This is a genomic window from Rothia sp. HMSC076D04 (assembly GCF_001814645.1).
GTDB classification, from domain to species: Bacteria; Actinomycetota; Actinomycetes; order Actinomycetales; family Micrococcaceae; genus Rothia; species Rothia mucilaginosa.
The window spans coordinates 64,817-90,304 of the sequence record NZ_KV817369.1 but is presented as its reverse complement, the minus strand read 5'-3'; the positions used below and the strand labels follow the sequence as shown (position 1 = coordinate 90,304).

Genomic DNA, 25,488 nt, shown 5'->3' with positions numbered 1-25,488 from the left:
AGGGCGCCCTAATTTTCTTCCCTCCATTAGCAGTACTAAGGTAGAAAGTATGTCTGTGACGATTGAACGCGTGGGCTTCGCCCCGAACTATGTGAACTATGTTGAGTGCCTGGACGAGCAGTACCGCATCCACGATGAGGTGGCTAACCGCACCCGCCAGAATACGATTCTTCTACTTGAGCACGAGGCAGTGATTACCGCCGGTAAACGCACCGAAGACCACGAGTACCCCGCAGACAAGTCCACTCCCGTCGTCAAGATTGACCGCGGCGGCAAGCTGACCTGGCACGGCCCCGGCCAGTTGACCGGCTACCCGATTCTGCGCCTGCCCGAGCCCATTGACGTGGTGGCGTATGTGCGCATTATCGAGGAAATCATCATTAACGTCCTGGCTGGCCTGGGCATTAAGGGTGAGCGCGTTGAGGGCCGTAGCGGCGTGTGGATTCTGGGCGACGGCATCACCCAGGACAAGAAGATCGCGGCACTGGGCATGCGCGTTTCCCGTAACACCACCATGCACGGCTTTGCGATTAACTGCTGCAACGACACCGCACCCTTCCAGCAGTTCATTCCCTGCGGCATTAGCGATGCGGGTGTTACCACTATTTCGGAGCAGCTGGGCCGCACCGTCACCCCCGCCGATATTTTGGAGCCGCTGGAGGCGGAGCTTCTGAAGTACCAGGACCGCCTGGCGGAGTCTTTCGAGCCCATTGCGGCGCAGGACTAAACGCAGGGTTAGACGCAGTCAAGAAGCATCGAACGGGCCGTACACGTAACGCGTCCGGCTTTGTTCGTCATATACGAAAATCAGTTTCACCTACGCCTGAGCGGGCGTAAAATAGAAGATGGCCCACCTGCACAGAGGGCACATCTAGACCAAGGAGAAGACTTTTGAGCACCGCACCTGAAGGACGCAAGCTACTGCGTGTGGAGGCCCGCAACGCTGAGGTTCCCATTGAGAAGAAGCCTCACTGGATTAAGACCAAGGCTATTGTTGGCCCCGAATACAACGAGATGCGCGAGCTGGCTCGCGGTCAGGGCCTGCACACCGTGTGTGAAGAGGCAGGCTGCCCCAATATTTACGAATGCTGGGAAGACCGTGAGGCAACCTACCTGATTGGTGGTTCCGAGTGCACCCGCCGTTGCGACTTCTGCAATATTGCGACCGGTAAGCCCGTTGCTGTTGACTACGCTGAGCCGTTCAAGGTTGCTAAGAACGTGAAGGTCATGGGTCTGCGTTACGCAACCGTGACCGGTGTTGCTCGTGACGATCTGGAAGACGGCGGTGCGTGGCTGTACGCAGAGACCACCCGCCAGATTCACAAGATGTGCCCGAACACCGGCGTTGAGATGCTCGTCCCCGACTTCAAGGGTGTTCCCGAGCATGTTCAGAAGGTGATTGACGCTAAGCCTGAGGTTTTCGCGCACAACCTGGAGACCGTCCCCCGTATCTTCCGTCAGATTCGCCCGGCGTTCCGTTACGAGCGTTCCCTGGATGTTATTACCCAGGCTAAGGAAGGTGGCATGGTCACCAAGTCCAACCTGATTCTGGGTATGGGCGAGACCGACGAGGAGATTTACGAGGCGCTGTGCGATCTGCACGATGCTGGTTGTGACATCATTACCCTCACCCAGTACCTGCGCCCCGGCCCGCTCTTCCACCCGATTGAGCGTTGGGTGAAGCCGCAGCAGTTCGTGGATTTTGCGAACATGGCTGAGGAGATTGGTTTCGCTGGCGTTATGGCGGGCCCGATGGTTCGTTCTTCGTACCGTGCAGGTCGCCTGTGGGCTCGTGCAATGCGTAAGAACGGCTACCCGATCCCTGAGAACCTTGCCCACATTGAGGGTGAGGGTGCAGCCCTGCAGGAAGCCTCCTCCCTGGTGGCTGCGGGCTACTAAGCCTTTTCAGAATCTTTCTGAGAGCGTTGAGGCTCCTCGAACCCGGTGTTCGTCCGGTGTTCGGGGAGCCTCCCCTTATGCCCCGCCCCTTGTGCGGGTAGGGTAAACTAGAAAAATTGCAGGCATACACTGCATCGTTACGTCACTATGGTTCCGTGAGCGTTTGAGGCGCTTCTCGGGGCCGCGGAAGAACCAGCCGAGGAAGAATCGTGGCAGATAAGCGCGAAGAGAAGAAAAAGAAGAAGGAACGCACTCCGGGCACTTTCGCCCAGATGAAGCAGGTCTACCAGATGACCAAGAAGTCCGACCCGAATATCGGTTGGATTCTGAGTCTGTCGGCTCTGGGTACCCTTTTGGTTTTCCTCCTCATCGGTATTGCCCTGGGTAACTGGATTACTTTCCTGATTCTGGGTCTGGGCGTTGCCGCTATTGTGGCGATGCTTCTGCTGGGTCGCCGCGCGCAGACTGCGGCTTTTGCTCAGATTGAGAACCAGCCCGGTCGTAGTGGTGCAGCGATGAACTCGGTGCGCCGCGGTTGGATTGTTGAGGAGCAGCCCGTTGCTGCGAACCGCAACCAGGATCTGGTGTTCCGTGCGCTGGGCCGTCCCGGTATTGTGCTGGTGACCGAGGGCCCTCACAGCCGCGTGAACTCGCTGGTGAACACTGAGAAGAAGCACCTGGCTCGTGTGGCTCCCGGTGTGCCGGTTCATGTGATTGAGACCGGTCACGATGAGGGTCAGGTTGAGCTCAAGGACGTTGTGAAGACTATGAACAAGCTTCCGAAGGCTCTGACTCAGCAGGAGATGCAGGTTGTTTCTGGTCGCCTGAGCACTCTGAACACTATGCGTAACCCGATGAATGGTCTGCCGAAGGGTGTTGACCCGATGCGTGCACGCCCCGACCGTCGTGCGATGCGCGGCCGCTAAGCGAGACGCTGATATGAGGTTTTGAAGGCTCCGGCTCTTCCCGTGTGGGGAGGGTCGGGGCCTTTTGTTACGCCCGGTTATTGCGCTGTTGCTGGCATTGATATTGGCTTTGCTACTGGCTCTACTGAGGGCGTTAGCATCTCTACTGTGTTTCGTGAGGCAACGTAGATGTAACTCCTTTCCAGGATTTGTAACATTACCGAAACACGATAGTCACGCACGCGCAAAAAATAACCACTATGCTTGATATGTCACAGGGTTTTGCCCGCGGCCAAAAACTAAACCAAAGACTGAATGTGATGAGGGAAAGCACCCTCCTGCACCGTCAGTCGAACAAGGAGCAGTCCTCATGTTTACCAGCCCCCAGGAAGTTCTCGACTTTATCAAGAACGAAGAAGTAGTCTTCGTTGATATCCGATTCACCGACATGCCCGGCGTGCAGCAGCACTTCAACCTGCCCGCTAAGGCGATTGATGACGATTTCTTCGTCAACGGCCAGCTTTTTGACGGCTCCTCCATTCGCGGCTTCCAGGGCATTGCAGAGTCCGACATGCAGCTGATCCCCGACGTTCAGTCCGCGTACGTTGACCCCTTCCGCATTGAGAAGACCCTGGTCATCATCTGCTCCATCGTGAACCCCCGCACCGGCGAGCCCTACCACCGTGACCCCCGCGGCGTCGCTGAGCGTGCCGAAGCATACCTGCAATCCACCGGCATTGCAGACACCGCGTTCTTCGCATCCGAGGCTGAATTCTTCGTCTTCGAGGACGTCCGCTACCAGGTCGAGCCGAACTCCGTATTCTTCAAGATCGACTCCGATGAGGCTCCCTGGAACACCGGCCGCAAGGAAGAGGGCGGCAACCTGGGCAACAAGACCCCCGTCAAGGGCGGCTACTTCCCCGTCTCCCCCGTCGACAAGCAGGCTGACCTGCGTGACGCAATGTGCGTAGCAATGGACGAGGTCGGCCTTGAGGTTGAGCGTAGCCACCACGAGGTGGGCGCAGCCGGCCAGGCAGAAATCAACTACAAGTTCGACACCCTCACCAAGGCTGCTGACGACCTGCTGAAGTTCAAGTACGTCATCAAGGGCACCGCAGACGCATGGGGCAAGTCCGTGACCTTCATGCCCAAGCCCGTGTTCGGTGACAACGGCTCCGGTATGCACTGCCACCAGTCGCTGTGGCAGGACGGCGAGCCCCTCTTCTACGACGAGCGCGGCTACGCTAACCTCTCTGACACCGCACGCTGGTACATTGGCGGTCTGATTGAGCACTCCTCCGCTGTTCTGGCGTTCACCAACCCGACCGTGAACTCTTACAAGCGTCTGGTTCCCGGCTACGAGGCTCCCATCAACATGGTGTACTCGCAGGGTAACCGTTCCGCCGGTATCCGCATCCCGATTACCGGCACCAACCCGAAGGCTAAGCGTCTGGAGTTCCGTGCACCGGACCCCTCCGCTAACCCCTACTTCGCGTTTGCTGCTCAGCTGATGGCTGGTCTGGACGGTATCCGTAACCGCATTGAGCCGCCGGCACCGATCGATAAGGACCTGTACGAGCTGCCCGCTGAAGAGGCTAAGGACATCAAGAAGGCTCCGGCTAACCTGGAGGAGGCGCTGGCGGCTCTGGAGGCTGACCACGACTTCCTGCTCGAGGGCGGCGTCTTCACCGAGGACCTGATTCAGGCTTGGATTGACTACAAGCGTAAGAACGAGCTGGAGCCGCTCTCGCTGGTTCCGCACCCGCTTGAGTACCAGCTGTACTACGGCGTCTAATTCACTGGCGTCTAATTCGCTGGCGTCTCATCTTTCCTTCTGGGCTTTGCCCCGCACCCGCACTGAGGTAAATTCCGGGGTGGGTTCTGGGGCAAGTTCTAGATAGCGCACAACGACCTATACGTTCCTTTGGGAGCGTATAGGCCGTTGTTGTGTTTTCTGCTGGGTGTCTGCAGGGTTTCTACGGGGTGCAGGCTCACCGGACTATTTTGATGACGGTTCGTGTCTAATATTTTTCTGCCTTGTTGAGCTTCGTGTGCCTTAGTTGCGCTTAGAGCGGCTCTAAGGGCTAAGCTGTTGGTGCTGGCGTTCCCTCCCTTTTTGTCGTGCAACCGGAGGGAACGCCAGTCTATTTTTATGCCCTAATGTTGCTGAGCGTTTAGAACCTGCTGAGCGATGAGCCGGTCAAGCTTGCGGACGTCAATCTTTCGGCCCAGCTTGATTTTGATGTAGCCAACCTTCGTCCATAGAGCAATTTCACTATTCGCGTCGAACAGGTTTCCTGCATTTTCAGAAGACCACATATGAATCGAGGAGTAAGGCAGCGAGTACATTTCTACCTTCTTACCGGTCAGGCCTTGAGCATCACGAATGATGAGTCGGTGAGTCGTGAAAATAGCGGAATCGCGGAAAGTAGCAAAGGCTGCGACGGCGCTTTCGCCCGGCCCCAAAAGGGCTTGAGCATCCTGAGGTACTGGAATTTCTGATTGCAGAGTCCAGGTCATGATAGCAGCGATAGACATAGAGTTACCTCCAAGGTGTTGAGTGATAATAACGTTCTCAGTATAAGAGCTTTATTAATTCATGCGCGGTCTAGATGGTTATCTGCACGGATATATTGTGAGCAATAAATACCTGTGGAGGGTTATACCGCTACATTTCACAGAGCGGCTTTTGGTTCTGTTCCTGCACGCAAATTCCCTTAATGGAGTACGCTCATTCCCTGACCTCCAACGAAAGATCGAGAGCCTCTTGTTTCCTTCCTCTTTAACGCCCCCGCATTTTCAGGCCAAGCATTTCAATGAGCTGACTCTACGAGAACTGCAGCAGATTCATATCACGCGTTCGATGGTCTTTACAGTGGGTCAGCAGATTCTTGCGCAAGAACCCGATGAGGCTGATTTTGAGTGTATTCATTTCTTCCACACAGATGAGTCTGGGCGGATCTTAGCATACTTAAGAATCTTTGATCTTATGACAGTAGATGACGGCTATCATCGCCCCATCCAGGGTGCTTGGACCGTCGGTCGAGTAGCTGTCCGTGAGGAGGCGCGTGGCACCGGCCTGGGGCGCGCCCTACTGCATGAGACGATTAGCTGGGTCCGTGAAAATACGGAAACTCGTCAGCTGGTGATTAGCGCCCAGTCCTACCTAAAGGACAGCTACTACGGTGCAGCGGGGTTTGTGCAGGTGGGAGAGCCGTATCTTGAGGTTGGAATTGAGCATGTGGAGATGGTTCTGGAGCTCTAGCGGGCCCTCCCCCTCTTCCCTTGTAGGAGCAGGTCGCGGGCCACATCATAAGATGTCGTACCCGCTAGTCCCGGGGTTCTTCCTGCACGGGCGTACAATGAAAGTGCGTGCGCCCGGCCTGCGTCACCTACGAATTCCTAGAGAAACGACATCACAACGCCGTGTTCTCCCCGCCGCCCTTCCCCTTTTTAGCATCAGCTAGGGCGAGTATCGCCGATGACCGACCGACCCGTCTGACGCCGCATCCACTGTAACGAGGAGAAATCTCATGGCATATCAGCCGACCATCCTAAACGGTGAAACTGTTTTCCGTAACGAAGTTTTTCAGACCGGCCTCATGTCCCAGCTGCTGGACGGCATCTACGATGGCGAGATGACCATCGGTGAGCTCCTGAGCCACGGCAACTTCGGTGTGGGTACCTTCAACGGCCTCGACGGCGAAATGGTCGTCCTCGACGGCGTCTGCTACCAGGTACGCCACGACGGCTCCGTATCCCTGCCCGACCTGCGCCAGCAGACCCCCTACGCCGTGGTCACCAACTTCGTGCCCATGATTAAGCGCGAACTACCGCATAACCTACTCCGTAAGTCTGCCTCGCAGATTCTGGATGACTTCACCGTCTCCAAGAACTACATGTACGCCATCAAGATTTACGGCGAGTTCGAATGGGTCCGCACCCGCACCGTCATCAAGCAGGAGAAGCCCTACCCGAAGATGGTTGCGGCCACCGAGAATGAGGACATTGTCCAGTTCGATAACGTGACCGGCACGATTGTTGGCTTCCGCACCCCGATCTACGAGCAGGGCATCTCGGTGCCCGGCTGCCACGCCCACTTTATCGATGATGAGCGCGTTCAGGGCGGTCACGTGGTCGACTTCAAGCTGCGCTCGGCAAAGGTCGAGATTTGCCCCGGTACCGGCCTGCAGCTGCACCTGCCGCTGACCCCCGAGTTCTCCTCCGCTAACCTCTCCCCCGAGGACCTGGCTGAGCAGATCTCCAAGGCTGAAAAGCACTAAGCTTCTTTCCCGCCGGAACATAGCAACGGGATATAGCAACGAAGGAGCCGCCCTCTACTGTTGTGTAGAGGGCGGCTCCTTCGTGGTTATACGCGCTGTCGTGTTTATACACGCTGTAAAGGGCGCTTATGCCTCCGGCACGAACTCGCCGTGGCCGCGCTCGCGCAGGGCAGCACGCACCTTCTCAGCAGCCGCATCCAGCTCTTCGGCGGTAGCATCCTTCTTCGCGTTAGCGGGATCGTAGTCAGCCATGCCGTCAGCCGGGAACAGGTGGATGTGGGTGTGCGGAACGTCGAAGCCCGCAATCATCAGAGCCACACGGTCCTTATCAAACGCCTGATCCAGGGCACCAGAAATCTTGTGCGCCACAGCGAACAGGTGCGCCGCCAGCTCAGCCGGCAGGTCGGGCCAACGGTCAATCTCTGCGCGGGGAACGAGCAGCAGGTGACCTTCCGACAGGGGCATGATGTCCAGGAAGGCGACGCAGTGCTCGTCCTTCCAGACGAAGCGGCCGGGAATCTCACCCTCAATAATCTTGGTAAAAATCGTGCTCACAATAATCTCCTTCATGCGCCGTCACCGGCACGTTTGAAGCTCAGTGGTCAGGCTTACGCCTCAACCTCAATGCTCTCACCGGGGTTCAGGTGCTTCAGCTCAGTGCCGTACTTCGCGCCGAAGTTCGTCACCAGACCCTCAATAATGCCGGTGCCGTTCTGGTTAATCATGCCATTGTGAATCGGAACCACACGCTGAGCGCCGGTCGCAATCACAAAATCAATGACTTCCTGAACCTTCGACCAGGGCGCGTGAATCGGCACCAGAACGGTATTCGCACGCACGCGGTGAGGAACCACCAGCGAGTCACCCGGGTGGTACAAGGCACCGTTAATCAGGTAACCGACATTGGCGATGGTCTGAATCAGCGGGTGAATCAGTGCGTGCTGACCGCCGTAGGTCTTCACCTCAAAACCGGGGATGCTGAACTCAGAATCAGAGGAAACAACGGTAACCTCGGCAGCGGGCACAGCCTCCTTAATGACCTGGGCAACAGCCTCGGGAGCCCAAATCTTCAACGGGGTCTGCGACTCGGCACGCTGAGCAATCAGCGGCAGCACCGACGGGCCGTCAAAATGGTCCGGATGCGCGTGGGTCACGAACAGGTAATCGGCGCCTTCCAGCGCGGTGGCGTGTTCGCCTTCTGCAGCAAAGTTGCCGGGGTCAAGAACGAGGGTGCGCCCCTCATTCTCAAGGCGGATACATGAGTGGGTGTACTTCGTCATTTTCATAGTTTTAGTCTACCGTTAACCCTCATTCGTGCCTGTTGATGACTTCAATTTTTGAGATAAAGCGCAAATCAACCACCTTTTGAACGCCTCTAGTGTAAAGTCGTAAGACAAGATCGACCACACAATGGGACGGATTTCCGCCCCGAAAGGTTCAGCAATGGACACTCATATTCCCGTACGGAGAATTACGAAGCCCGCCGAAGCCCGAAATACCCGCCAGCGTCGCATCATCAAGGCGACCATGGAAGAGCTCGGCGATTTCATCTCAGCACAGGATCTGCACCTGACCCTCGCGAACCGCAAGGAACAGGTCTCTCTCGCAACCACCTACCGCGTGCTGCAGTCGCTGGCTAACGCCGGTGAGCTCGACTCGGTCAAGGGCGTTGAGGGTGAGACCCTGTACCGCCACTGCCGGGTGAAAGATCACCACCACCACCTGCTCTGCCGCCGATGCGGCACCGCCATTGAGCTGGAAGCACCCGCCCTCGAGGACTGGGCACTGGCCATGGGTAAGCAGCACGGCTTCTCGGAGCTGGAGCACGTGGTTGAAGTGACCGGTTACTGCCCGGACTGCACTTTGGCACGTCGCGAGGAAGAATCGCAGGGCGGCGCTGCACGCTAACGTTGCAGGCTAAGCCGCAACCTCTAAGCCCCTCCATCTGAGGAGCTCTCCCCCACCGGGGAAAACCTTCTCAACGAAGGATACGGCGTCTTCAAAGATCTTCGGCGCCACTACAGCACGACACACAGGGCATCTGAACAAGGCAACGCCACACAGGTTGAGCCCGCATTGCGCACCGGGTACATGACCCGTAGCGCTAACACAGCACGACAACGAAAGAGCCCCACCTCATTCCCGAGGTGGGGCTCTTTCTATAGATCTTATGCCTTCTCAGCCAGCTGGCGGCCCGACGCGCTATGGCGGCGCTTCACGCCACCAATCACACGGCACACCACGTAAATCAGGAAGGAAATACTGGTCACGTAGGGGCTAATCGGCAGCGAACCGGCAAGAGCCAGCAGAATACCGCCCACAATAGACGCCTCCGCAAACAGCACCGACAGAATCAGGGTGCGTACCGGAGATGCCGTTACCTGCATCGCCGCAGCCGCCGGAGTAATCAGCAGCGCCAGCACCAGCAGCGAACCGACCACCTGCACCGACAGCGCCACAGCAATACCCAGAATCACCATGAACACCAGGGACAGGAAGCGCATCGGCACGCCCTTAGCGCGCGCGACCTCCGGGTCCAGGGAAGCAAAGCTCAGCGGACGCCACACCATCACCAGCAGGGAAATAATAACCACCGCACCAATAATCATGGTGTGCAGCTGGTCGGCATCCACGGACACGATCTGACCGGTCAGCAGACCAAACTTATTCGCGCTACGGCCCTGGTACAGGGAGAGGAAGAGAATACCCAAGCCCAGGCCGAACGGCATGAGCGCACCAATGACCGAGTTCGAATTGCTCGCTTTAGAACCCAGAAAGGCAATCAGCAGAGCCGAGGCAATCGAACCGACCATGGAGCCGGTCACCACGTCATAGCCGAGCAACAGGGCAAGGGCTGCACCCGCGAAAGACATTTCAGAGACGCCGTGCACCGCAAAGGCATGGTCGCGCATCATCACGAAAATGCCGACGAAACCGCCAATAAGGCCTAGCACAGCGCCAGCAAAAATGGAGTTCTGCAGCATCTGCAGCAGCTCGCCGTAGCGGTCAAAAACGAAGATACGGGAGAGCAAATCGTTCTGCGCGGCGGCAACCGGTGCCAGAGCGGGGAGGGAAGCAAGAATGGTCATCGAGTGGTTCCTCCCGGAAGGTGTAGAGTGCGCTGCGGTTCAGAAAGACCAGATTTCAGGTGGGAGCCGTGAATGTTCTGGTCGGTGCCCTCAATATGGCAGTGGTCGCTGGCGTGAGTCTCACCCACCACCACGTAACGGCCATTAGACTTGAGCACGCTCACCGGGGTTCCGTACAGGGAGGTGAGAGTCTCGCTGGTCATGACCTCTTCCACCGAGCCGACCGTGAAACGACCGTTCGCCAGGTAGAGCACACGATCCACATGCTCAATGATGGGGTTGATTTCGTGGGTCACGAACACTACCGCCACGCCGCGTTCACGGTTGAACCGGTGAATCAGCTCAGCCACCGCGTACTGGTGGTTGAGATCCAGGGAGAGTAGCGCCTCGTCAGCCAGCAGAATCTTCGGGTCGTTCGCGAGCGCCTGGGCGATACGCAGGCGCTGCTGCTCACCGCCGGAGAGCAGCCCCACCGGCACGTTCGCGTATTCGGTCGCGCCGACGGCTTCGAGGAGTTCGTCAACCTTGGCGCGGTATTTGCGGCCGTGCAGGCGGATGCCCCAGCGGTGCCCGTCCACGCCAAGTCCCACGAGGTCGCGGGCACGCATCGGGGTGGAGGTGGGGATGGACTTCTGCTGCGGTACGTAGCCGACGCCAGCGTTGCCCAAACGTGCGGGTTTGCCGAGCACAGAGATTTCTCCGGCGTTGAGTCCGGTCAAGCCGAGAACGACTTTGAGGAAGGTGGACTTGCCGGAGCCGTTGGGTCCGAGCACGGCGAAGTATTCGCCTGCGCCGATGTCGAGGGTTAGATCTTTCCAGAGGGTGCGGGCCCCGAAAGCGAGGCTACCCCCGCGAATGGAAATCGCGGGGGCGGCACCGTTATTGTTGTCAGTCACTTAGGAGAGCGCCTTTTCGAGGTTGCTGACGTTGGTCTTCATCCATGCCAGGTAGTTGGTGTTTTCCGGCAGGGTTTCGGTGAAGGATACGTAGTTCACCGAGGCGTCCTTAGCTGCCTGCAGCACCTCGTTGGTCTGAGAGGTGGAGGTCTGCTCGTTGTAGGCGAGCAGCTGGACCTTCTTCTCGGTGATCATGTCCTTGGTTTCCTTCAGGACGAGGGCGGGGACGTCGTTGCCGGCTTCTGCCGCCTCAGCGAATTCGCTGGGGGTTGCGTTCTCTGCGCCGGTGGAGGAAATCAGGTAGTCCGGCACGGGCTCGGTGGACAGGTACTTCTTACCTTCACCGGCGATTGCCTTGGCGGTGGTGTCCAGTGCGTCCAGTTCCTTGGAGAAGGTGGATGCGTTGGTGCGGAACGTCTCAGCGTGTGCGGAGTCGAGGCCTGCGAGCTCTTCAGCGATCTTCTGGGCGACCTTCTTCATGGTTTCGAAGTCGTACCAGAGGTGCTCATTGAACTCGTGTGCGTGGGCGTGGTCGCCGCCGTCTTCGTGGTGTTCGCCGCCGCGGTGGTCCTCGACCAGGTGGGTGTATTCGGCGTCGGTGAGCTTGCCGCTGACCTTGACCGCGTTCACGATCTTCTGGGAGGCGTTGTCCTTGCCGGCGAGGTCTTCGAGGAACAGGTCGTAGCCTGCGCCGTTGATGACGATCAGGGAAGCGTCCTTTGCCTTGAGGCGGTCGGCGCTGGTGGCTTCGTAGGAGTGGGGGTCGGTGCTGGTGGAGGCGATGAGTGCGGTGACCTCAATGTAGTCGCCGCCGACCTGCTTGGCGATGTCTGCGTAGACGTCGGTGGAGGCGACGACCTTCACCTTGCCATTGTTGGAGCCAGCCGAGGAGGACGAACCGGAGGAGGTGCTGTTCTCGGTTGCGCAGCCTGCCAGTAGCAGGGAGGACGCGGCGAGTGAGCCCATTGCGGTGAGGAAGTGCTTGCGGGTGATCTTCGGGTGCGACATGAGGGCTCTCTTTCGGTTCGTTCTAGTCTGTAGGTTCCTTAACTACATCATGCGCACACCCGTATAAACAACTCTTTATTGTTGTCATTTGGGTGCTGTTAGGCAACCCTTTTCCCTGTTAGTAGCTTATGCAACAGGGATAGTTAGCTCAGCCTACTGCGCTCCCCCACCGCTACTTTATACTGCCGCTTCATCCCGCCGCCTGAGACCACTCCTTGGGAGCACCCATAAGCCGTTTTGGACCGCAAAACAGCCCGCCCCGCGCCCTCCTTGACGAGGGCGCCGGGCGGACTGTGCGTTCAAAGATTCTCCCGTTTTATTCGGGATATCTCACGATGCGGTTACTGTGCTTCATGCGGCTACTGGGCTTCGCGCGCCTGCTGTCGGCGTACACGCTCACGCACCGCATCCTGGGTGGTGTCGTTGATTTCGCCGACGAGCTCCTCCAGCACGTCTTCGAGGAAGACCACGCCGAGGGTTACGCCCTGTTCATCCATAACCTGTGCGATATGGGTTCGGCTGCGCTGCATGGAGGCGAGCGCATCGTCAATATCGGTGGTCGGGGTGAGCGTGTCCAGGGAACGCAGCTTGTACCAGGGGAAGGGCTCCTCGAACCGCTCGGGGGCAATGGCGAGGGCGTCCTTCACGTGCAGGTAGCCCATGTAGGTTCCGTCACTGTCGGTAATGACGAATCGGGAGTAGCCGCTACGTGCCACGGCGCGTTCCAGCTCGGCGGGGGTGCTGCCGAAGGGCAGGGTGACGAGCTTATCGCCGGGCACCATGATTTCGTAGACGTCCTTCTCGGTGAATTCGAGGGCGCTTTCAATCACGCCGGCGTCGTCTTCCACGGTGCCTTCCGCGGTTGAGGTTGCCACAATGGTCTGCAGCTCGCCCAGGGTGAAGGTGGAGGCGACTTCGTCCTTCGCTTCGACCTTCATGAGCGCCAGCAGCTTATTGGACAGGTTGTTCAGCAGGGCGACCACGGGGGCGAAAATCTTGGAGATGGTCACCAGGGGCGGCACAATCCAGAGAGCCACGCCGCGGGCGGCGAGGGTCACGGCTGCGTTCTTGGGAACCATCTCGCCGAAAATCACGTGCAAGTAGGTGACCAGAATCAGGGTGATACCGAAGGCGAGCACATCCACGATCGCGTGGGACAGGCCGACCAGGTGCAGGGGCACCTCCAGCATATGGTGCAGCGCCGGTTCTGAAACATTCAGAATCAGCAGGGAGCAGATGGTGATGCCCAGCTGGCAGGTGGCGAGCATGAGCGAGACGTTCTCTAGCGCGTAGATGACGGTCTGCGCTCGCTTATTGCCTTCTTCGGCGAGCGGTTCGATTTGTGCTCGTCGGGTGGACATGATGGCGAATTCACCGGCGACGAAGAAGGCGTTTCCGGCGAGCAGGATGACGAGCAGTGCGATGGCTACCCAGTCGTTCATGCCTTGCCTCCCTTCTCGGTCTGTTCCTGTGCGCTAGGTGCGGGGGTGAATCGGATGCGGTCCACGCGGCGGCCTTCGAGGGTGTCGACGCGCAGGGTGCCGCCGGGTACGGGGACGCTGTCTCCTACTTCGGGGATGCGGCCGAGGCGTTCCATCATGAAGCCGCCGACGGTTTCGTATTCGGAGCTTTCCTCAACCTCGAGTCCGGGGATGAGAGCGTTGATTTCGTCGGGGCGGCGTAGGCCGGAGAACACCCAGTCGCCGTTGCCGTAGCGCAGGGGGCGTTCGGTGCGGCCGCGGTCGTGTTCGTCGGAGACTTCGCCGACGATTTCTTCGACGAGGTCTTCGAGGGTTGCGATGCCGGCGGTTCCGCCGTATTCGTCGAGGACCACGGCGAGCTGCAGGGCGCCCTGGCGTAGCTGGGTGAGCAGCGCGTCCAGGTGCAGGGTTTCGGGGACCTGCAGCACGTCTTCTGCGAGGGCGCCGGCTTCGAGAGTTTCGCGAACCTCCGGGGGCACGCCGACTGCCTTCTTCACGTGCACGACGCCCACGATGTTGTCGTGGTCGCCCTTGTAGAGGGGGAATCGGGAGTGGCCGGTGGAGCGTGCCAGCTTGATAACTTCGGCAACGGGGGCGGTGTCTTCGAGCATGGCGACCTGGCCGCGCGGGGTCATGACTTCGGAGGCGGTCAGCTCGGAGAAGCGCAGGGTGCGGTCCACGAAGCGTGCCGCGTCGGAGTCGAGGGTGCCTTCTTCTGCGGAGCGGCGCACCATGGAGGAGAGCTCTTCGGGGGTGCGTGCCGCGGAGAGTTCTTCCTTGGCTTCCATGCCGAAGCGTCCGAGAATCCAGTTGGCAGAGCCGTTCATGATGCGCACGAGCGGGGACATGACGCGGGTGAATGCCAGCTGCGCGGGGGCGACTCGACGCGCCACATCGTAGGGTTCGGCGATAGCGAGGCCCTTGGGCAGCAGTTCGCCGACGACCATGGAGAGCAAGGTTGCGATGAGCATCGCCAGCACCAGGGTGAGTACGTCGGTCACGCTGGTGGGCAGACCCAGGCTGCTGATGGCGCCGGTGGTGAGCGCCTTGATGGCAGCGTCGAGGGTGTAACCGGTCAGCAGCGTGGTGATGGTGATGCCAATCTGGCAGCTGGAGAGCTGAGTAGAGAGCGTCTTGAGGCAGCGCAGGACGGCGTCGGCGGCTTTATCGCCGGAGTCCTTTGCCTGCTGCACGGTGGCGGTTTCGAGTGCTACGAGGGAGAACTCTACGGCAACGAAGAAGCCCGTTCCCAGGATGAGCAGCAGGCCGATGAGTAGGAGAATCAGATCCACGCGGTCACCGCCTCCATCGACTGGTGTGCGGCGCCTTGGGCCTGGCGGGGTAGCCCCGCAGTCAGGCTGTCCAGATGCTGAGCATCGGAGGTGGTGTTTTTGGGTGTTACAGTGCCGTGTTGCGCAGAGTATGCGGGCAGTATTCTGCGCTGGCTAGTAGTCAGAGTCTTACTCAAAGGGTCATCCATACCCCATATTTTAGCGAAGGTTTCGTCTCTTCCCGGTGCTGTAGAGTGCCTGCTCACACGTGCAAGACAGTACTTGTTGCGCACGCGGCTCATTGCTAATCCGTAAGAGTGAAAAATTGCATTGCGGATATAGCGCGATGAGCTGGAAAGTTCACCGTGCTTCTCTTTACACTTATACATAGGAGCATGAGTGTGCCGCCATGCAAGCGGATGAACCCCGACGTTCACGGCACGCTAGGCAGGTTTGTACGGTGCGCACCCCGCACATACGGCCACCATCTTAGGCGATGCGCACATGCTCAGCGTGATGATTCGCCCCTCGAAGACGCGGGTCGTCTATGCCGGGGAGAGTCCCGGACGCGACGGATAAATTCACACTAATTGGAAGAGGCGTTTAACGTGCCAAATCTGCCAGAACATCTGGTGCCTGAGGAATTTGCCGGTAACGAATGGTTCGTTGAAGAACAGTACGAGCGTTACCAGAAGGACAAGAACCTCGTGGACCCTTCATGGTGGCCCATTTTTGAGACCATCGACAAGGCGCTGGGAGGCGCCGGTACCGCTAGTGCAGCTCCTGCTGCGGCACCCGCCGCACCGGCTGCACCTGCCGCACCTGTAGCAACTCCCGCCCCCGCGGCACCGAAGCCTGCGGCTGCACCTGCTAACCCCACCCCTCCCGCTGCTACCAAGAAGGCTGAACCTGTGGAACCTGCTGAAGACAAGATTGTCCCCCTCCGCGGCCCTGCTAAGGCAGTCGTCACGACCATGGAAGAGTCGCTGACTGTCCCCACCGCAACCACCGTTCGTGCGGTCCCCGCAAAGCTGCTCATTGAGAACCGTGCTGCCATCAACAAGTACCTGGCAAGCACCCGCGGCGGCAAGGTCTCCTTCACCCACCTGATTGGTTACGCAGTAATTCGCGCAGTGGCAGCGATGCCTTCGATGAACGTGACCTACGGTGTGGATGAGAAGGGCAAGCCCGTTGCAATCCACAACGCACACGTGAACTTTGGTCTGGCTATTGACCTGCCCCGCCCCGATGGTTCCCGTAACCTGGTCGTTCCGAACCTCAAGGGTGCTGAGAAGCTGAGCTTCCGCGAGTTCTGGGATGCGTACAACGACATCGTTAAGCGTGGCCGTAACGGCGCGCTGACCATTGAGGACTTCCGCGGCACCACTGTTTCGCTGACCAACCCCGGTGGTATTGGTACCGTCCACTCGGTGCCCCGTCTCTCCAAGGGCCAGGCAGCCATCATCGGTGTGGGTGCGCTGGAGTACCCGGCTGAGTTCCGCGGCCTGTCCGAGAAGCTCATCACCCAGCAGGGCCTGTCCAAGATCATCACCCTGACCAGCACCTACGACCACCGCGTCATTCAGGGTGCAGGTTCCGGTGAGTTCCTGAAGCTGGTTGAGCACTACCTGCTTGGCGGCGACGACTTCTACGACGCAATCTTCCGCGACCTGAAGGTTCCTTTCGAGCCGGTTCGTTGGGCACGCGACAACCACGTCGATGACGCTCAGGAAATCTCTAAGGTTGCACGTATTCAGCAGCTGATTCACGCGTACCGCGTGCACGGCCACCTGACCGCAGCAACCAACCCCGTTGGTTACAAGATGCGTTCGCACCCGGACCTGAAGCTGGAGAACTACGGCCTGACCCTGTGGGATCTGGACCGCGTCTACCCGACCGGTGGCTTCGGCGGTTCCGAGCGTCTGCCGCTGCGCACCATCCTGGAGCGCCTGCACGAGGCATACTCCGGCTCCCTGTCCGTTGAGTACATGTACTCTGAGGACCCCGAGGTTCGCGCATGGTTCCAGGAGCGCCTGGAGCGCGGCGTTGCTAAGCCCACCCGCGAAGAGCAGCTGCGTGTTCTCTCCAAGCTGGTTGAGGCTGAGGCATTCGAGAACTTCCTGCAGACCAAGTACCTGGGTCAGAAGCGCTTCTCCCTGGAGGGCGGCGAGTCCCTGATTCCGCTGCTGGACGCTGTGCTGGACAAGGCCGCTAACAACGACCTGAAGGGCGTTGCCATTGGTATGGCACACCGCGGTCGCCTGAACGTGCTGACCAACATTGCTGGTAAGTCCTACGCTCAGATTTTCCGTGAGTTCTCCGGCACCGCAGCACCCTACGAGGGTGGCTCCGGTGACGTGAAGTACCACCTCGGTACCGAGGGCGTCTTCACCTCCGATTCCGGTAAGCAGACCCAGGTGTACGTGGCTGCTAACCCCTCGCACCTTGAGGCTGCAAACACCGTGCTCGAGGGTATCGTCCGCGCTAAGCAGGACGTCTACAACGAGCAGGGCGTTGAGGGTCACCCGGTCCTGCCGATCCTGATTCACGGTGACGCAGCGTTCGCTGGCCAGGGCATCGTCATGGAGACCCTGCAGATGGCTGACCTGAAGGCGTACACCACCGGCGGCACCGTGCACGTTGTGGTGAACAACCAGATTGGCTTCACCACCCTGCCGAACGACGGCCGCACTGCAACCCACGCCTCCGACATTGCGCGTATGACCAAGGCTCCGGTCTTCCACGTCAACGCTGATGACCCGGACGCAGTGGTTCGCGCCGCACGCCTGGCATTCGAGTACCGTGAGCGTTTCGGTCGCGACGTCGTCATTGACCTGATTTGCTACCGCCGCCGCGGTCACAACGAGGCCGATGATCCGTCGATGACCCAGCCGAAGATGTACCAGGATATTGACGTCCTGCCCTCGACCCGCACCCTGTACGCACAGGACCTGGTCGGTCGTGGCGATGTCTCTCAGGAAGAGGCAGACGAAGTTCTGGACTCCTACCACTCGAAGCTGGACGCTATCTTCGTCGAGACTCAGTCTTCGGCACCGGCTCCTGCTGGCGCGCACGTTTCCGGTCTGGAACTGCCCGCATCCCAGCAGAACACCGAGGTCGTTCACGGCGGAAAGACTGCAATCTCCCGTGAGACTCTGCAGCACATCGCTGATGCGTTCGGTAAGGAGCCCGAGGGCTTCACCGTCCACAAGAAGCTGAAGAAGCTCATGGAGCAGCGTGTTGAGATGGGCCGCACCGGCAACGTGAACTGGGGTATGGGTGAACTGCTCGCCTTCGGTTCGCTGCTGATGGAGGGCACCGACGTTCGTATGAGCGGTCAGGATGTTCAGCGCGGTACCTTTGTTCAGCGTCACGCTGTTCTGCACGACCACATCACTGATGAAGAGTGGTCGCCGCTGGAGCACCTCTCTGAGGACCAGGGCAAGTTCCGTATCTACAACTCCTTCCTCTCTGAGTACGGCGTTCTCGGCTTCGAGTACGGCTACTCGGTGGAGCGCCCCGACTCGCTCGTGGTGTGGGAGGCTCAGTTCGGTGACTTCGCAAACGGCGCTCAGACCATCATTGATGAGTTCGTGTCTTCCTCCGAGCAGAAGTGGGGCCAGCGCTCCTCGCTGGTTATGCTGCTTCCTCACGGCTACGAGGGTCAGGGTCCTGACCACTCCTCGGCTCGTGTTGAGCGTTACCTGCAGCTGTGCGCTGAGAACAACATGACTGTTGCATGCCCCTCGACTCCGGCTTCGCACTTCCACCTGCTGCGTCGCCACTCTCAGCACCGTCCGTACAAGCCGCTCGTGGTGATCAGCCCCAAGCAGTTGCTTCGTCTGAAGGCTGCTGCGTCCTCCATCGAGGACTTCACCGAGGGTTCGTTCCAGCCGGTGATTGGTGACCGTTCGGGTATTAACCCGGCTCAGGTTGAGCGTGTGGTCTTCGTATCCGGTCGTCTCTACTACGATCTGGAAGCTGAGCGCGAGCGCCGCGGCGACACCAAGACCGCTATTGTCTCGGTGGAGCAGCTGTACCCGCTGCCCGAGCAGGAGATCAAGGAGCAGCTGGCTCTGTACTCGAACGCTACCGACGTTGTGTGGGCTCAGGACGAGCCTGCTAACCAGGGTCAGTGGCCGTTCATGGCTCTCAACCTGCAGCCGCTACTCGACCGCCGTATGCGCCTGGCTTCCCGCCCCGCAGCTGCTTCCCCGGCTGCCGGTACCGGTAAGCTGCACGCAGCTGAGGCTGAGGCTCTGCTCAAGCAGGTCTTCGAAGGCTAAGGTCTTCTGCTGCTAAACCGCTAAGGTTTTAGCTCTTCAAAACCCGTCTTCCCGTCAGATGTTTCTGGCGGGCAGACGGGTTTTTTAGTCTCGGATACTTACCGGATAGGGTATTAAGTTCGAAAAGAGGCCGGTAAGCGCTTATCCTAGATATAAAGACTATTACTCACGTGCCTTGCCGCCTCTCACGGCGGGCGCATCCTGCTGAAGAAAGAATTCCGTGGAGCAACGCAATATTCGAATTGTGGCAGTCGGCGATGACCTGCTCGCCGGTGTTGGCGACCCCCGTACCCTCGGCTGGTTTGGCCGCGTTATGGCGCGCACCCCGCAGACCACCGCATCCATTGCGGCATATAACCTTGCCGCCCCCAATGAAGGTAGCGAGCAGCTGAATGCACGCTGGTTCGAGGAGGCGCGCCGCCGCTTCGTTCCCGGTGCTGATAACCGCCTCATTATTGCTCCGTCGACCTTTGACATTGATTTGGGTCTGACCAGCGCTCGTTCGCGTTTGAACCTGGCGAACATTGTGGACATGGCGTCGCAGAACAACATTAAGGTTCTGGTTGTTGGTCCGCCGCCGACCCTGGACGCTGAGCGTAACCGCCGTATCGCTGACCTGTCGGCGGCATACGCGGATGTGGTGACCCGCCGTAACCACGTGTACGTGGATACGTTCAACCCGCTGCTTCACCACGAGCAGTGGCGCAACGACCTTGCCGCTAATGACGGTCGCCCGGGTCAGTCCGGTTACGGTCTGATGGCGTGGCTGGTTCTGCACCGCGGCTGGTACAACTGGCTGAACATTCCTGAGCACGGCTAAGAGCCCGCTCCCCCGGCTGGGGTTGTGAGCTGATGCGAAGAAAGTTCGTGTTTTTTCGCTCATATCCCGGTTCCAAGATGCAATCATGCCGTTTCTATGAAAAAATAGACGGCGTTGCCCTTATAGCGTGGGCCACCGGTTTTCGGTGACCGCCTCTGCTAGGGCAGGTAATAGGGGGCACGCACCGCGAAGGTGGGGCGTGCATCCATGAACACTATAAGGAGGCTCTGATGAGCAAGCGCGGTCGTAAGCGCAAGGACCGTCGTAAGGGCGGCGCAAACCACGGTAAGCGCCCCAACGCATAAGGTATCTTGCATACACTTTAAAACCCCGGCGTTTCGGATATTATTCGGACCCGGGGTTTTGCTTTACCCGCAGATGTTTGTGCGCATTCTGCGGAATAAAGAGAAGAATTCTACGTTATGGAAGTGAACGCCTGGCGCGTTCCTGTAGAGGAGAAACATGGCTGAAACCAACACCGCGGCGGATACCCGCGAGCTACGCGAACGCTTTACCGCGGACGCTATGCAGTATGTGGATCAGCTCTACGCTGCCGCCCTGCGGATGAGCCGCAACTCTGCCGATGCTGAAGACTTGGTGCAGGAAACCTACATGAAGGCTTTTGCCTCGTACCACCAGTTCACCGAGGGTACGAACCTGAAGGCGTGGCTGTACCGCATCCTGACGAATACGTACATCAATTTGTACCGTAAGCGTCAGCGTGAGCCGCAGCAGTCTCAGGGTGAGACGGTGGAGGATTGGCAGCTGGCTCAGGCCGGTGAGCATGATGCGGTGGGTCTGCGTTCTGCTGAGGCGGAGGCGCTGAGTGCCCTGCCGAATACGGAGGTTCGTGAGGCTCTGAACGAGCTGTCTGAGGATTTCCGCATGGTGGTGTACTACTCCGATGTGGAGGGGTTCGCGTACAAGGATATTGCGGAGATTCTGGATATCCCTCTGGGCACGGTGATGTCTCGTCTGCATCGTGGCCGCCGTATTCTGCGTGAGAAGCTGCTTGATTATGCGCGTGAGAACGGTCTGCGCCCGTCGACCATCGCAAAGGTAGAAGCGAAGGTTGCGGCGAAGGCGAGCGTTAAGGGGCAGCCGGCAAAGGCTACCAAGGGCACTAAGGCTACCAAAGGCGTAAAGTCCCCTCCGGCGGGCTCTGGCTCCAAGGCGCCTGCAGATTCTTAGCTTCGCTCTTCTACACGTAATCTAGCCCCCCCATCAGGTTGGGGCTAGACTCCCCTAACGCTTTATACCTTCCGTGTGAAAGGAACCCCGATGTCAACCACAGACAAGAATTCTTCTGTCCCCGAAGCCTCCGCGGCTTCTGAGCCGCTGGAGGATTGCGGCGGCCAGCCCTGCTCGGCGACTCTCAAGCGCCTCTACGAATTCCTCGATAGGGAGCTGAGCCCCGAGCAGCTGCGCACGGTTCAGACGCATCTGGATGCCTGCCCCGACTGCGCGGATGTGAAGGACTTTGAGCTGATGATTCGTGAGAAGATGCGTTCTTCGTGCGCTCAGCAGGCGCCCGAGCAGCTGAAGGCGCGTCTGCTGCAGGATGTGCAGAAGTTCTGCGCCGAGGCTAACCTCTAAGCTGCCTCAAGCTGTTGCCCCGCTGGGGGTATAGACATCTGATGATGCGTGAAGGCGGTGCACCAATAACGGTGCACCGCCTTCACGCGTATTGTTTTAGTTCGCACTGTCTAGTTCGCGCTGTCTGGTTCATGTTTTCTGGTTCGCGGTGCCTATCTCAGCACTGGAGCCCTCAGCGGCTCGCAAACCCTCAACCGGTAGAATAGGGGTAGACATCAACCGGCGCAGCGTCTCTGAGTCTGCGCCCTCCCCAAGATTTGAACCAGAAGAGGATGTATGAGCGACGCAGCAGTGCAGCTTTCCCCCGGTGATTGGCCCGCTCCCCTGGCACCCGCCTCCAGTGAAGCCGCTGGCAAGAACGCGCTGGTGCATATTCCGGGTTCTAAGTCGCTCACGAACCGTTATCTGTTGCTTGCCGCTCTGGCTGATTCCCCCTCGTATTTGCGTGCGCCGCTACATTCGCGCGATTCGGCGCTCATGATTGAGGCGTTGCGCCAGCTGGGTGCGGGTATTGAGCTGGTGCCGACCGATTCGCCGTTCGGTCCGGATGTTAAGGTCACTCCCCTGAGCTTTGTGGAAGCGCATTCCGCACAAGCTCAGTCGCGCACTGTGTCGATTGAGTGCGGCCTTGCCGGTACCGTGATGCGTTTTGTGCCCGCTCTGGCCGCGCTGTTGCCGGGTGAGTTCGCTTTTGACGGTGACCCGCATGCTCGTCAGCGTCCGATGGGTCCGGTTCTGGAGGGTCTGCGTCAGCTGGGTGTGCAGGTGGATTGTGAGCAGGGCGAGAACGCTCTGCCCTTCGTGCTGCGCTCCCCCGGTCTGGCGAGCGTAGAGGGTGTTTCTGAGGCGCCCGTGGTTCGTATTGATGCTTCGACGTCGTCCCAGTTCGTTTCGGCGCTGTTGCTGATGGCGCCTCGCCTGCCGCAGGGCATGGTGCTGGTGCACGAGGGCTCTTCGGTGCCGTCCATCCCGCACATTCAGATGACCGTGGAGGCGCTACGCCAGATGGGTATTCGGGTGCAGGAGCACTACCCGAACCAAGGCAACGAAGCAGAGGGCGGCGAGTACCGTTGGACGGTTCACCCCGGTTCTTTCCCCGGCTTTGAGATGACCATTGAGCCGGACCTGTCGAATGCCGGTCCGTTCCTTGCCGCTGCCGTGGTTACCGGCGAGTCGGTGACTATTCCTCACTGGCCGGCACCCGCGGCTGATTCTTCGGCGGGTACGACGCAGGTGGGCGATATGTGGCGTGAGCTTCTGCCCGCGCTGGGTGCGCAGGTTCGCTACGCTGAGGGCCGTCTGACTGTGACCGGTCCGGCGCAGCTTCCCGAGGGTGACTTCTCCTTTGATCTGTCTGCCGGTGGCGAGCTGGCACCGACTATGGCGGCTGCCTGCGCTTTCGTGAAGGGCCGCGTTGAGCTGACCGGCATTGCGCATCTGCGCGGTCATGAGACGGACCGCCTTGCAGCGCTCGCCGCTGAGATTAACCGCCTGGGAGGTACCGCCCACGACACCGCCGATTCGCTGGTGATTGAGGCGCCCGTCCCCGCTGATACTGACGCTGAGCAGGTTCTGGCGCGTACCTACGACGATCACCGCGTGGCAACCTTCGCGGCGATTATTGGTTTGCGCCGCCCCAATGTGGTGGTGCAGAACGTAGCCACCGTGGCTAAGACCATGCCCGAATTTACCGCAATGTGGGAGGACATGCTGGCGCAATGGCAGACCGGCGCTTCCACCTCTGACGTTACCGCCAACCAGGAGGTCTTCTAAATGGGTTCTTCCCGCATGAACGTGCGCGATTTCTCCGAATGGGATGAGTCGGATGTGCGCGTGCGCCCAAACAAGAAGGGCTCCCGCCCCCGCACGAAGGACCGCCCGACCTTCAAAGAAGCGATTCGTGGCAGGGTCATTACGGTGGACCGCGGCCGCTGGTCGGTCGTCGTGGATGAGGGTACCGAGAAGGAGCGTACCCTCATTGCGGCGCGCGCTAAGGAGCTGCGCCGCACCGCGATTGTGACCGGTGACTTTGTGGACCTGGTGGGTGATACCTCCGGCGCGAAGGATACCCTGGCACGCATTGTGCGTCTGGGCGAGCGCACCTCGATTCTGCGCCGTAGCGCCGATGACACCGACCCGTCGGAGCGCGTGGTCGTGGCGAATGCTCAGCAGCTGGTGATTGTGGTTGCTGCGGCGAACCCGGAGCCGCGCACCGGCTTCATTGACCGTGCCGTGGTGGCGGCGTTTGACGCCGGGATTGAGCCGATCCTGTGCATTACGAAGACCGATGTGCGGTACCCGCAGAACCTGCTGGATTACTATGCGGCGAGCGGTTTGAAGATTGTGCTGTCTTCGTCTTCGGATGGTTTGGCGCCGAGTCAGGAGGGTGCTGCCGGTTTGGAGTCGGCACCGGTTCAGGAGCTTCTGCAGGAGCTGCTGGGTCAGGTGTCGGTGCTTCTGGGCCATTCGGGTGTGGGTAAGTCGACCCTGGTGAATGCGCTGACCGGCTCTGAGCGTGCGACCGGCCATGTGAATGCGGTGACGGGCCGTGGCCGCCATACTTCCTCGTCGGCGTTGGCGTTGCGTCCGGTGAATGCGAATGGCGATCCGATGGAGCCGGGCACCTGGATTATTGACACTCCGGGTATTCGTTCTTTCGGTCTGGCGCATGTGCCGCCGGAGACCGTCGTGGAGGCGTTCGTGGACCTAGCACCCGGTGCGGCGGATTGCCCGAAGGCGTGTACTCACGCGGCGCAGGCTCCCGAGTGCGGTCTGGAGGCGTACGTTGCTTCCGGTCATGCCGGTGAGAGCGGTCCCGCCCGCCTGGAGTCCTTGCGTAAGCTGCTGCTGTTGACTCCTGAAGAGGGCGATTCGGAGAAGGAACTGGGCGCTCTCGTCTAGGTTCTCTCCCCTGCACTGCACACAGCACTACACACACATTTTTGCTGACTACATCACCGAATACTGAAGAAGAGCATTACTATGAGCCGTCCCCAGCAGTACACCGACGATTTGCGTCTTGCGCATATTCTTGCCGATAGCGTCGATCGTGTGAGCGCCATGCGTTTTCGTGACCGCCCGGTCTTCTCCCCCGCATCCGAGGTGGTAGAGCCCGCCGAGGCGGCACCCGCTGCGGCACCGTTGGCGCCGTGGCAGCAGGCTACTCAGCAGCCCGCGGAGCCGCAGGCGCCGGTGCAGGAGCCTGCCGATTACGCCTCGGGTGTGGCTCAGGAGGTTGAGGAGCTTCTGCGCGCGCAGCTGTCGCGTGTGCGTACTCGTGACGGTATTGCCGGTGCGCATACCGGCTATAACGGTCAGGCGGCGCGCCAGTGGGTGATTGCGCCGATTGCTGAGCAGGATAATTTTCGCCGCGGCGTGCCGGTGTGGGCGACTCTGATTGCTTTGCTGGATCAGGGTGAGCCGGTGGTGGGTGTGGTATCTGCACCCGCGCTGGGTCGCCGCTGGTGGGCTGCTCGCGGTTCGGGCGCGTACACGGGTAAGTCTTTGGCGCAGGCAACTCGTCTTGAGGTGTCTTCGCTGACTCAGTTGGATCAGCTGTCTGCCGCGTACACCGACCTCTCCTCCTGGAAGGCGGCCTCTGAAGGTGCTGTGGACCGCTCTGGCGAGCTTGTACAGCTTCTGGGCTGCGTGGGTCGTTCCCGCGCGTACGGTTCGTTCTGGGCGGCGTGTATGCTCGCTGAGGGTGCCGTAGACACCGTCGTGGACGCATCTCTGTCTTTCTACGAGGTGGCGGCGCTACTGCCGCTTATTCGCGAGGCTGGCGGCGTTGCCTCCACCCTGGAGGGCGATTTGCCCGAGCACGCAGGCGTTTCAGTCGCCGGTGTGCACCCGGTGTCCCTGGTGGCAAGTAATACGGCGGCGGTCCAGCAGCAGGTGCTGGAGGCGCTCGCACCCCAATCCTAGCCTGCACTCCCCTCCCCGGTGACGGTGACA

The 25,488-nt window shown here is 59.6% G+C and carries 24 protein-coding genes; 15 read left to right on the top strand and 9 right to left on the bottom strand.

Annotated elements, in window-relative coordinates:
• The first annotated feature begins 25 nt into the window (after positions 1-25).
• From lipB to glnA, 4 genes are all read left to right on the top strand, one after another.
• A complete protein-coding gene (gene lipB, locus HMPREF2980_RS04885) occupies positions 26-727 on the top strand; it encodes a lipoyl(octanoyl) transferase LipB (protein ID WP_256370617.1) in 702 nt (233 codons plus the stop codon).
• A 164-nt stretch (positions 728-891) separates the two neighbouring features.
• Positions 892-1,899 (top strand): lipoyl synthase, encoded by a 1,008-nt coding sequence (gene lipA, locus HMPREF2980_RS04880; RefSeq protein ID WP_049347251.1) that lies wholly within the window; start codon positions 892-894, stop codon positions 1,897-1,899.
• Between the two features lie 209 nt (positions 1,900-2,108).
• Positions 2,109-2,825 carry a DUF4191 domain-containing protein gene (locus HMPREF2980_RS04875; RefSeq protein ID WP_005505470.1) on the top strand — a complete coding sequence of 239 codons (717 nt, stop codon included), beginning with the start codon at positions 2,109-2,111 and terminating at the stop codon, positions 2,823-2,825.
• Positions 2,826-3,174: 349 nt separating this feature from the next.
• Positions 3,175-4,599, top strand: a complete 1,425-nt coding sequence (gene glnA, locus HMPREF2980_RS04870; RefSeq protein ID WP_060824576.1) for a type I glutamate--ammonia ligase — start codon at positions 3,175-3,177, stop codon at positions 4,597-4,599.
• A gap of 362 nt (positions 4,600-4,961) precedes the next feature.
• Here the strand turns inward: glnA and HMPREF2980_RS04865 are convergent, their stop codons facing one another.
• Positions 4,962-5,342 carry a PH domain-containing protein gene (locus tag HMPREF2980_RS04865; RefSeq protein WP_005505460.1) on the bottom strand — a complete coding sequence of 127 codons (381 nt, stop codon included), beginning with the start codon at positions 5,340-5,342 and terminating at the stop codon, positions 4,962-4,964.
• 97 nt (positions 5,343-5,439) lie between these two features.
• Here HMPREF2980_RS04865 and HMPREF2980_RS09620 point away from each other — a divergent pair, with 97 nt between their 5' ends.
• Both HMPREF2980_RS09620 and budA read left to right on the top strand, forming a co-directional pair.
• Entirely contained in the window at positions 5,440-6,069 is a 630-nt protein-coding gene (locus HMPREF2980_RS09620; RefSeq protein WP_246823680.1) for a GNAT family N-acetyltransferase, read from the top strand.
• 268 nt (positions 6,070-6,337) lie between these two features.
• Positions 6,338-7,087 carry an acetolactate decarboxylase gene (gene budA / locus HMPREF2980_RS04855; RefSeq protein ID WP_005505457.1) on the top strand — a complete coding sequence of 250 codons (750 nt, stop codon included), beginning with the start codon at positions 6,338-6,340 and terminating at the stop codon, positions 7,085-7,087.
• Positions 7,088-7,213: 126 nt separating this feature from the next.
• Here budA and HMPREF2980_RS04850 read toward each other — a convergent pair whose 3' ends face one another.
• Positions 7,214-7,642, bottom strand: coding sequence for an HIT family protein (locus tag HMPREF2980_RS04850; RefSeq protein ID WP_005505456.1), 429 nt, complete (start codon positions 7,640-7,642; stop codon positions 7,214-7,216).
• Between the two features lie 53 nt (positions 7,643-7,695).
• On the bottom strand, positions 7,696-8,373 hold the full coding sequence (locus tag HMPREF2980_RS04845; RefSeq protein WP_005505455.1) for an MBL fold metallo-hydrolase: 678 nt from the start codon (positions 8,371-8,373) through the stop codon (positions 7,696-7,698).
• A 157-nt stretch (positions 8,374-8,530) separates the two neighbouring features.
• On the opposite strand from HMPREF2980_RS04845, the gene HMPREF2980_RS04840 reads away from it, so the two are divergent.
• Positions 8,531-8,995, top strand: a complete 465-nt coding sequence (locus tag HMPREF2980_RS04840; RefSeq protein ID WP_005505454.1) for a Fur family transcriptional regulator — start codon at positions 8,531-8,533, stop codon at positions 8,993-8,995.
• Positions 8,996-9,255: 260 nt separating this feature from the next.
• On the opposite strand, the gene HMPREF2980_RS04835 is transcribed toward HMPREF2980_RS04840, so the two are convergent.
• From HMPREF2980_RS04835 to HMPREF2980_RS09555, 6 genes are all read right to left on the bottom strand, one after another.
• Positions 9,256-10,176 (bottom strand): metal ABC transporter permease, encoded by a 921-nt coding sequence (locus tag HMPREF2980_RS04835; RefSeq protein ID WP_005505453.1) that lies wholly within the window; start codon positions 10,174-10,176, stop codon positions 9,256-9,258.
• A complete protein-coding gene (locus HMPREF2980_RS04830) occupies positions 10,173-11,072 on the bottom strand; it encodes a metal ABC transporter ATP-binding protein (protein WP_005508610.1) in 900 nt (299 codons plus the stop codon). Before HMPREF2980_RS04830 ends, HMPREF2980_RS04835 begins: the two co-directional genes overlap by 4 nt.
• Positions 11,073-12,080, bottom strand: coding sequence for a metal ABC transporter solute-binding protein, Zn/Mn family (locus HMPREF2980_RS04825; RefSeq protein ID WP_049337827.1), 1,008 nt, complete (start codon positions 12,078-12,080; stop codon positions 11,073-11,075).
• Between the two features lie 359 nt (positions 12,081-12,439).
• Positions 12,440-13,522 (bottom strand): hemolysin family protein, encoded by a 1,083-nt coding sequence (locus HMPREF2980_RS04820; RefSeq protein ID WP_070690450.1) that lies wholly within the window; start codon positions 13,520-13,522, stop codon positions 12,440-12,442.
• Positions 13,519-14,853: a hemolysin family protein gene (locus tag HMPREF2980_RS04815; RefSeq protein WP_070690448.1), complete on the bottom strand. Its 1,335-nt coding sequence runs from the start codon at positions 14,851-14,853 to the stop codon at positions 13,519-13,521. Before HMPREF2980_RS04815 ends, HMPREF2980_RS04820 begins: the two co-directional genes overlap by 4 nt.
• A complete protein-coding gene (locus tag HMPREF2980_RS09555; protein ID WP_141755593.1) occupies positions 14,844-15,029 on the bottom strand; it encodes a hypothetical protein in 186 nt (61 codons plus the stop codon). The genes HMPREF2980_RS04815 and HMPREF2980_RS09555 overlap by 10 nt, the downstream gene beginning before the upstream one ends.
• Positions 15,030-15,440: 411 nt before the next feature.
• On the opposite strand from HMPREF2980_RS09555, the gene HMPREF2980_RS04805 reads away from it, so the two are divergent.
• The 8 genes from HMPREF2980_RS04805 to HMPREF2980_RS04775 all read left to right on the top strand — a co-directional run bounded on the left by HMPREF2980_RS04805 (position 15,441) and on the right by HMPREF2980_RS04775 (position 25,458).
• The gene (locus HMPREF2980_RS04805; RefSeq protein ID WP_070634499.1) at positions 15,441-19,118 is read left to right on the top strand and encodes a multifunctional oxoglutarate decarboxylase/oxoglutarate dehydrogenase thiamine pyrophosphate-binding subunit/dihydrolipoyllysine-residue succinyltransferase subunit; all 3,678 of its coding nucleotides are present in this window, start codon (positions 15,441-15,443) and stop codon (positions 19,116-19,118) included.
• Between the two features lie 220 nt (positions 19,119-19,338).
• On the top strand, positions 19,339-19,938 hold the full coding sequence (locus tag HMPREF2980_RS04800) for a GDSL-type esterase/lipase family protein (protein ID WP_005505446.1): 600 nt from the start codon (positions 19,339-19,341) through the stop codon (positions 19,936-19,938).
• A gap of 230 nt (positions 19,939-20,168) precedes the next feature.
• Positions 20,169-20,243 (top strand): 50S ribosomal protein bL37, encoded by a 75-nt coding sequence (locus tag HMPREF2980_RS09730; protein ID WP_095343185.1) that lies wholly within the window; start codon positions 20,169-20,171, stop codon positions 20,241-20,243.
• Between the two features lie 157 nt (positions 20,244-20,400).
• Entirely contained in the window at positions 20,401-21,129 is a 729-nt protein-coding gene (locus tag HMPREF2980_RS04795) for a sigma-70 family RNA polymerase sigma factor (protein WP_070690445.1), read from the top strand.
• A gap of 90 nt (positions 21,130-21,219) precedes the next feature.
• Positions 21,220-21,534 carry a mycothiol system anti-sigma-R factor gene (gene rsrA, locus HMPREF2980_RS04790; protein WP_070690442.1) on the top strand — a complete coding sequence of 105 codons (315 nt, stop codon included), beginning with the start codon at positions 21,220-21,222 and terminating at the stop codon, positions 21,532-21,534.
• A 276-nt stretch (positions 21,535-21,810) separates the two neighbouring features.
• Entirely contained in the window at positions 21,811-23,307 is a 1,497-nt protein-coding gene (gene aroA, locus HMPREF2980_RS04785) for a 3-phosphoshikimate 1-carboxyvinyltransferase (RefSeq protein ID WP_070690439.1), read from the top strand.
• On the top strand, positions 23,308-24,435 hold the full coding sequence (gene rsgA / locus HMPREF2980_RS04780; protein WP_070690435.1) for a ribosome small subunit-dependent GTPase A: 1,128 nt from the start codon (positions 23,308-23,310) through the stop codon (positions 24,433-24,435).
• An 81-nt stretch (positions 24,436-24,516) separates the two neighbouring features.
• The gene (locus HMPREF2980_RS04775; RefSeq protein ID WP_070690433.1) at positions 24,517-25,458 is read left to right on the top strand and encodes an inositol monophosphatase family protein; all 942 of its coding nucleotides are present in this window, start codon (positions 24,517-24,519) and stop codon (positions 25,456-25,458) included.
• Positions 25,459-25,488: the final 30 nt, after the last annotated feature.